This window comes from Planctomycetia bacterium, from assembly GCA_034440135.1.
In the GTDB taxonomy this organism is placed as follows: Bacteria; Planctomycetota; Planctomycetia; order Pirellulales; family JALHLM01; genus JALHLM01.
The window spans coordinates 1-6,594 of record JAWXBP010000331.1 but is presented as its reverse complement, the minus strand read 5'-3'; the positions used below and the strand labels follow the sequence as shown (position 1 = coordinate 6,594).

Annotated in this window: 6 protein-coding genes and 1 pseudogene; 4 read left to right on the top strand and 3 right to left on the bottom strand. The window is 59.3% G+C overall.

Features of this window, described 5'->3' with window-relative positions:
- Both SGJ19_19935 and SGJ19_19930 read left to right on the top strand, forming a co-directional pair.
- Positions 1-605 (top strand): ABC transporter ATP-binding protein (locus tag SGJ19_19935; GenBank protein ID MDZ4782523.1); only part of this gene is annotated, 605 nt, incomplete at its 5' end.
- A gap of 26 nt (positions 606-631) precedes the next feature.
- Positions 632-1,763: pseudogene (locus SGJ19_19930) on the top strand (ABC transporter permease).
- 46 nt (positions 1,764-1,809) lie between these two features.
- On the opposite strand, the gene SGJ19_19925 reads toward SGJ19_19930, so the two are convergent.
- The 3 genes from SGJ19_19925 to SGJ19_19915 all read right to left on the bottom strand — a co-directional run bounded on the left by SGJ19_19925 (position 1,810) and on the right by SGJ19_19915 (position 4,777).
- Positions 1,810-3,023 (bottom strand): IS3 family transposase gene (locus tag SGJ19_19925; protein MDZ4782522.1). Its coding sequence is split into 2 segments (ribosomal slippage): positions 1,810-2,744 and positions 2,744-3,023, totalling 1,215 coding nucleotides; the frame shifts between segments, so codons are not numbered across the junction.
- A gap of 281 nt (positions 3,024-3,304) precedes the next feature.
- Positions 3,305-4,429, bottom strand: a complete 1,125-nt coding sequence (locus SGJ19_19920) for a DUF1559 domain-containing protein (protein ID MDZ4782521.1) — start codon at positions 4,427-4,429, stop codon at positions 3,305-3,307.
- Between the two features lie 66 nt (positions 4,430-4,495).
- Complete coding sequence (locus SGJ19_19915; GenBank protein MDZ4782520.1) at positions 4,496-4,777, bottom strand: hypothetical protein; 282 nt, start codon at positions 4,775-4,777, stop codon at positions 4,496-4,498.
- Between the two features lie 149 nt (positions 4,778-4,926).
- Here SGJ19_19915 and SGJ19_19910 point away from each other — a divergent pair, with 149 nt between their 5' ends.
- Together SGJ19_19910 and SGJ19_19905 are read left to right on the top strand one after the other, a co-directional pair.
- On the top strand, positions 4,927-5,634 hold the full coding sequence (locus tag SGJ19_19910) for a hypothetical protein (protein ID MDZ4782519.1): 708 nt from the start codon (positions 4,927-4,929) through the stop codon (positions 5,632-5,634).
- 49 nt (positions 5,635-5,683) lie between these two features.
- The gene (locus SGJ19_19905) at positions 5,684-6,313 is read left to right on the top strand and encodes a hypothetical protein (GenBank protein ID MDZ4782518.1); all 630 of its coding nucleotides are present in this window, start codon (positions 5,684-5,686) and stop codon (positions 6,311-6,313) included.
- Positions 6,314-6,594: the final 281 nt, after the last annotated feature.

Genomic DNA, 6,594 nt, shown 5'->3' with positions numbered 1-6,594 from the left:
TTGAAGTCGGTGATTTCGTGTCCCTGATGGGTCCAAGTGGAACCGGTAAAAGCACCTTGCTCAATGTCGTCGCAGGCATCGACAAAGTCGATTCCGGCACCATTGTCGTCGACGGCGTGGAGATCACTAGGCTCACCCGGGCACAACTCGCCGACTGGCGAGCGGCGCACCTGGGATACATCTTCCAAACCCATAATCTCATCCCCGTGCTCACCGCTTACGAGAACGTGGAACTTCCGACATTGCTTCTGCCCATGTCAGCGGCAGAGCGGCGAAAACGAGTGGAAATCGCCCTGGAGGCCGTCGGGCTGATGGACCGGGCCGAACACTACCCTCGTCAACTATCAGGCGGGCAGGAGCAACGGGTAGGAATCGCGCGGGCCATCGTGACCAATCCGACGATCGTCGTGGCCGACGAGCCGACTGGCAGCCTCGACGCGAAATCCAGTGAACAGATTCAAGTGCTCTTGAAGCGACTCAACCGGGAACTGGGGATGACGATGCTGCTCGTCACCCACGACGAACGGGTGGCGTCGCTTGCGACGCGGCAACTCCGCCTCGACGATGGGCGAGTCGTAGAAGCAGCGGCATCGACGTCGGTATAGCTTCATCTCCGCTGCGAGCGATTGTGATGTTTTCCTTCCTGCCTTACATCCTCAAGAGCCTCTGGCGGCATCGCGCGCGCAGTTTGCTGACGGTGTCAGGAGCGGCCGTGGCGATGTTCGTGTTCTGTTTCGTCGGATCGGTGCAACAAGGACTGGAACGCCTCACCGAGGACGAGCAATCGCAACGGACTTTGATTGTCTTTCAAGAAAATCGTTTCTGCCCAGCCAGCAGCAAACTTCCCATCGACTACGCCGGACAGATTCGCAAGATTCCAGGCGTTCGCGACGTCATGCCGGTCCAAGTCTGGACCAACAACTGCCGCGCTAGCCTAGACATCATCGTGTTCAATGGCGCTCCTGCAAGATCGTTCGCAACTGGTGTTGAGTGGCGGCGACTGGCAATCGTTCGCCAATCGGCGCGACGGGGCGCTGGTGGGACAAAACGTCGCTCAGCGGCGCGGACTGACGGTGGGAGCCCCGTTTTCGGTGGGAGAAATGTCGGTCCAAGTAGCCGGCATTTTTTCTTCGCCGGTGCCGGCCGAAGAAAACTTGATCTACACAAACCTCGATTTTCTTCAACTTGCCGCGGGGGGCGACACGGCTGGCCTGGTGACGCAGCATGAGGTCACGCTGACTCCAACCGCCGATCCCGACGCCGTGGCAAAGGCGATTGATGCGGCGTTACGCTCCGGACCCGTGGCAACCACCACACGGTCGAAAGGAGCGTTTCAGGTCAGCACGTTGGCGGACCTGGTGGATTTGATCGGCTTCGCCCATTGGCTCGGCTTCGCCTGCGTCGGTTTGGTGCTGTCGTTAGTCGCCACGACCACGTTGATGGCCGTCCAAGATCGCGTCAAAGAACATGCCGTCTTGCAAACGCTCGGAGTTCGTCCAGCCCGAGTGTTCCGCCTGGTGGTCGCGGAAAGCGTACTCCTTTGCACCGCCGGCGGACTGCTTGGCACGTCGCTCGCACTCGTAGGCCTGGCCTTCGGCGGACTCGCTATCGGCGCCGAAGGAGTCGCGATTGGCTTCCGCCCTTCACCACATCTGGCCGTCACTGGCTTCGCGGTTTCCATTTCGGTGGGCCTAGTCGCGGGTGTGATCCCGGCCTGGCAAGCCGCACGCACGAATATCGTCCAAGCGTTACGCGAAAACTAAACAGCTCCCCGCGGTCATGACCAGCCACAAATTCCTGTGCCACCCGTTATGAAGGTAACGGTGGGGTAAGACCGCTGTGCTGCTGGAGCGGAGGGCTGGGCAGAGGCGACGGCGCAGCCGGCGTCGAGGACCATCCCGGAGCGGAAGCAGCACAGCGGGCCGCGAACTCCCCGGGGGTCAAATACCCGAGCGAGCTGTGCGGCCGGTGGTGGTTGTAATCGTCTCTCCAAACGCTCGTCAGGCGACGAGCCGCCGACAAACTCTCGAACAACTCCAACTGCAAGAACTCGTCGCGCAGGCGGCTGTGGAAACTCTCCGCGTAGCCATTCTGCCACGGACTGCCTGGCGCAATGTACTTCGTTTCGACGTCGACCTGCGCGAGCCAACGCTGAATGGCCCCGGCGATGAACTCCGGTCCGTTGTCGCTGCGAATGGCGCGCGGCACGCCGCGCATGGCGAACAACTCGGCGAGCGTGTCGATCACATCTTCGCTCGTGATGCCGCGATCGACCTTGAGCGTCAGGCATTCGCGCGTGTGCTCGTCGACGATCGACAGCCACTTGAGCGCGACGCCGCTCGTCGTGCGATCGAACACGAAGTCCCAACACCAGACGTCGTTCATGTGCCGCGCTCGCGCAACGTGACACGCCTGGTCACTCTCGCCTAAAGCCCGCTTTTTCCGGCGTTTCTGCGGCACTTTCAGCCCTTCGCGGCGCCACAGCCTCAGCACGCGCGACGTGCTCGCGCGCCAACCTTCGCGGCGCAACAGCGCCGCGATTCGCCGATAACCGAACCGCGGTCGTTCCGCGGCCAGCTCTCGCATTCGCTTCACCAATCCCTCCTCGTCGTCGCGAGGTTGCGCTGTGTATCGTTGGCTGCTGCGCGACTGATTCAACACCTGGCACGCCCTTCGCTCGGAGACTTGGAACTCGGCTTGCAACTCCAAGACCGCCGCGCGCTTCCGCGAAGGGCTTACCAATTTCCCTCCGCGACGTGCTTCAGTATGCGGTTGTCGAGCGTCAAGTCGGCCACGATTACCTTGAGCCGCTTGTTCTCGTCTTCCAGTTCCTTCAGCCGCTTGGCTTCCGTCGACTTCATCCCGCCATACTGGTTCCGCCAACGATCAAACGTCGTCTGGCTCACCTCCAGCGATTGCAACACCGCAGCCTGATCCTTGCCGGCGTTCAACATCGCGTCGGCGTCACGCAACTTCCGCACAATCTGCTCCGGCGTATGCCGCTTCCGTCGCTTCGCACTCATCGAAATGGTCTCCTTGCCCTGAGGGCTGAAGACCTTCATAAGCGATGGACCAGGAATTCAGTAGCAGGCCAAGGTGAAGTGGACCCCGAAAACTGGACCACCTGATAAGCTAAGGCCGGGAGGGTTGGTGGTCGATCAGGAGGTCTATCAAGATGGCACGGCAGCGAGTGGTTTGTCGGGCCAGCTTCGCCTTAACTTCAGCGGCATTCGATGGTCACGTTGGATAGCAAGAAAAACCGGATGGATGGATGCGCGTTCGATTAGAATGTGCATTCGATAATTCAATACTCGCCCATGGGCACGGTGTACTTCGTTCCGTACTTCAGCTTGCCATCGTCACGATTTCCCAAGCGACCGTGCGTGGGAGCGGCGATCGTGTAGCTGATACCGCGGGCAGACCCGTCGCAGAAAACGACGTTCCAGCTGCCCACGTGAGCACTGCCGAAAATGGTAGTGCCGTCGAGCCCTGCCGTGTCCTGTCGGGGGCGGTAGGCGTCCGTGCCATCGATGTTGGGATTGTTGCCAGGGTAGGTGGAGCGATAAATGTCGTTGTTGTAGCCACAGTACATGTGTTCGTTGTCGGCAGCATCGCGACCCGTCGTATATTGCGCCTGGTTGAGGTATTTTTCTCCGAAGAGATATGTATTGCTCGACCCGTCGCGAATTTGATTGATCTTCACTCGGCTGCGCAGGTAACAAATCCCGGAATGCAAATTCTGATTGGGAGTAGTACCGCCCGAGCGCCCGCCGGCAATTGCAATGGTATCCGCGTTGTGGGCTGTCCAATAAGTGGCGTTCGCGGCCTCCGTCGTTCCCGGAGGGCCTTCATCCCATTCGACTCGAAGTTGGTCACCACAGTTGGCGGCATAGTCCGAACGCGCAACGGTGAGCGGACCATCTGCATTTCGCGCGAAGTTCGCGACGAACTGATTGAAGTACACGGCGGAGGGGCGTCGCGTAGGGCAATTGAAGGCCGGAATAGGCGTTGAGCACAACTGTTTCAAGGCCTCGCGCTTGCCTGGTCCGGAGCGACCGCCCGGGGGAAGTCCCGCCCCCAACTTTCGCAGCGCGTTCTGTTCCATAAAGCCAAGGACGTTGTAAATCCAGCCACCAGGCTGGTCTTTGCCAAACCCCATATCAGGGTCCCCCACCCAAATCCAGCCCCAGCCGCCTGAAGGAAAATGTTTGTGGGCATTCTCGTGTGTCAGTGACGCAAGTCCCATTTGTTTCAGGTTGTTGATGCATTGCGCTCTGCGCGCTGACTCACGCGCCACCTGGAGCGCGGGCAACAACAAGGCAATCAAAATGCCGATAATCGCGATCACCACCAGGAGTTCCACCAACGTAAACGCGGGGCGCCGACGCGTTTGCGCGCAAGACGCTAATGCCCTTGGCAGGGAGATCATGGTTTCCCCTTTTTCTTGAACCGAGTTCGAGAGGCGATGAGAGCAACGAGTATCACTAACCGGCGATCAATGAATCTGATCTGTTAGCGATCGCAATGACATGCGTACCTGAACGAGGCGCTTATTATTCCACGCGGATTCCAGCGCGTCCAGCGGATTGCGGAGATTTTCGTGGCGGGCCAGCCCAACGGCAGCATACAGCTTGGAAGTACGAACGCGAGGAGGTCGATATCCATATTGGCGGATATTGCGCGATTCGAAGCGTGTGCCATTGAGGGCTGCAATTCCCAGTTTGCCACTGGGTGTTTCGGTCAGGGTCTCACGGTTTACAATCAATTGGTTAGTCAAAGATTGCAGGCGTTTACTCCTCGCCAGGAGTTGGTCTCGATCGATAGACTGGCGACGAGTGCTAACGCCAAAACGTTTCGGCCGCCCGCGAACCATCGGAGCACGACTTCAAAATGAGCTCGACCGAACAACCGGATCGAAACGCAACCGTGCGAAGTAAGCCATGGGGCATGGTTGCCGGCGGCGTCTTGCTGTTCGCCATCGTAGCAGCCGTCGTTTGGTGGATGCAAAGCAGTGCCGCGAATGCGGCCGAGCAGGCCGCCAAGGCGGCCTTAGAACAACAGGGAGTGATCTTGGTGCCCAACGGCGCGCACATCGAGGTGCTCAGTTCGATGCAGCCCATCGACGACGCCCTCTTTGTTAAGATCGGCGACCTCTCGTACCTGAGTACCTGCAACTTGGCCGGGGCCCAGGTCACCGACAGTCAGATGACGGTAGTAGGCGGCTTGTCGAAACTGCTGAACCTGCACATCGATGGCAGTTCGAAGCTGACCTCAGCGGGACTGTCGCCCATTTCGGGAATGGGTGGCTTGGAGAAATTATTCGCGAGCCGCACGGGCATTGACGACGCCGGCTTGGTGCATCTTAAGCGCCTGACGAATCTGAATACCATCGACTTGTCCTACACCAAAATTACCGACCAGGGCCTGCAGACGTTGACGGCTTTGCCTAACCTTCAGGTGCTGAGGGTTACGGGCACGGATGTGACGGACGCCGGCGTGGAATCTCTTAAGGCCATGCCCGGATTGAGTTCCGTAAATATCGCGAACACCAAGATCACCGCGCAGGGGGCCGCGGCATTGCGTAGCTCCCGCCCGGGGCTGATCGTGGAAGAGATGGAAGATGTGGCGCGGTAGTCGCGTCTTGCCCGAATCGTCTTTCGTTGGATTTTGAAAGGTTTTTGAGATGGTGACCAAGTTTCGCAATCAGTATTCCGTCCTGTTCGGCACGGGAATGTGCATTTTTTCCGGCTGCCTTGGCAGCCCCGCTCCGCCGCCGATGCCTTCGTTTGATCCGGCCGGCTCGGCAGCCGCGGCGCTCGAACAGTACGATGCCAATCAGGATGGCAAGCTTGATGCGGGCGACTTGGCGAAATGTCCGGCGTTGGCGATCTCACTCGCGGAGTTGGACACCAATGGCGACAAGGCGCTCGACACCGGTGAAATCGCCGCTCGCATCCAGAGCTACGCCGAGGGGGGCGTCGCGCGGAAGATGTTTACCGCGCAACTGTTGCTCGATGGCCGACCGCTGGATGCCGCCGAGGTGAAATTCATCCCCGAGAAGTTCATGTTGGGCGCCGTTGTCGAGGGAACGGGCACGTCCAACGACTCCGGAGGGGTGACAATGACTTCGCCGGGAGCCGATCCGCCCGGAATCGGCGTCGGCTTCTATCGCGTCGAAGTCTCCAAAAAGGACACGTCGGGCAAGGAGACGGTACCGGCCAAGTTCAATACGGAGAGTAGTGTCGGGATTGAAGTTCCGGCTTTCACCACCAATCGGTCGCTGTCGACGCCGGTGATTTCACTGAAGCGCTGATAGCAGCGCGTCGACACGCCCCCCGGCAGACGGGGCGGCGGCGACTATTTTGATTTTATTCCCAACTTCTTAGTGAGCGCATCTTGCCGACGCCTCACTGATCGAATTACACTACTCGCGATCTAGAGTTCGTCGCAAACGATCATCTCGATTTTCACCCGTTCGGGTAAGTCTTTTCCGTTACGTCGTAAACCATGACGCGATCGACCGCGAGTGTAAACGGCGCTTGAATTGTGCAGCGCTTGGCGGTTGAAAAGTGTGGCGCTCGGGGGTGAACGGGG